1 protein-coding gene is annotated in these 1,328 nt (G+C 45.2%); it reads left to right on the forward strand.

Features of this window, described 5'->3' with window-relative positions; all coding sequences use genetic code 11:
* Window positions 1–87 precede the first annotated feature (87 nt).
* Entirely contained in the window at window positions 88–921 is an 834-nt protein-coding gene (locus tag KJB29_RS19070) for a hypothetical protein (RefSeq protein WP_215735890.1), read from the forward strand.
* Window positions 922–1,328: the final 407 nt, after the last annotated feature.

Raw genomic sequence — 1,328 nt, forward strand, 5'->3', positions numbered from 1 at the left:
CAAATCCGATGTACTTCCCTCTATCTAATCTCCTTCCTCCTGAATCTACGCTGCAACTAATTCACGAAAGAACCAAAAAATTTCAGATTGTCGATAGTCAAAGAAATTCCTAAGTTCCCAAATGATAAGGCTACAAAGCAGATACTTGAGGAAAAATCACTAGCGAATCTACTCATAAACTACATGAACTGGATGAGTCGGTATGTCCCTCCTAGGCCAAGAATCGTTCAAATAGAGCCTACAGCAACCGTCGATAGTCGTTGGCGAACATTGCGTCCCGCGATTTATGCACTTTTGGTAAAAGTGAGAGCTGGAGAAGACCTCATCCCACACCTATCATTGCAGATTCATAATCAAGGATTTACACCGGCTGCGTCTGCAAAAGGACCCAATGTTGATACATGGGCGGACAAAGATTTTCTTCTGAATGTAATGGGTTTTCATCACTTCCACCTCGGAGAATCAACCATGGACGCAGGTCACGTGGAGCGGACTGATGAAGTTGTGTTCGCAGAAGTGACAAGGGATAAGTTCAACCTTATTGCTATCTTCGATCACTCCGTCTTCGAAAAAACAAATGAGGTCACAAAGACCATGACAGCCGAGCGAGATCGACTTTGGGATATCTTCAACAAGAGATCGAGCCGAGGAATGCCGCCAGGGGCCGTTTATGTGCCAGCAGCCATAATGACATCGGGACATGCGGAGCATCATGTGAGGATGGCAGATTACTATGCAAAAATCGTAAGAGAGACTGATCCGCTACTTGAAGATCGGTCATTTGTAAATCGGCTTTACACCGATGCTGGCCTTTCTGTCCCTGCGCGCCCAAAACTGAAGTGGCATTTTCACTTCCTTGACCTTTGTCTGTTTGATGAGGCCCAGAAAGTATATTTTGTTCTCCATAAGGGATCGAAGTAGAGCATAACACTCGGGTGCTGCTGTTTTCTCTTCGCTACACAGCAGACCCTCAAGCCGTTGAGCGACGAATAGCATCAATAAAGGAAGTATCCATTTAAGTAGGCTGAAACTCGGAGGGCCAAGAACATGGCTGTTGCACCAGAACGAACGTTTCCAGAGAGTCCAGCACTCGGAGAGCAGTTCACTGCCTTCGAAACCAAATGCAGAAGTGAATTTGATGATAATGGATGGAGCGCGTTTACTGACAAAATAAACGAATACATAAATGATCTTTATGTAGGCACTCGGCGCGAGTGTATTACGAGGTGTAACAACGAAGTGACGCTAAAGTTTGGTTCTTTCGTGAATTAGTTGCAGCGTAGATTCAGGAGGAAGGAGATTAGATAGAGGGAAGTACATCGGATTTG

Source organism: Geobacter grbiciae (assembly GCF_018531165.1).
GTDB lineage: Bacteria > Desulfobacterota > Desulfuromonadia > Geobacterales > Geobacteraceae > Geobacter > Geobacter metallireducens.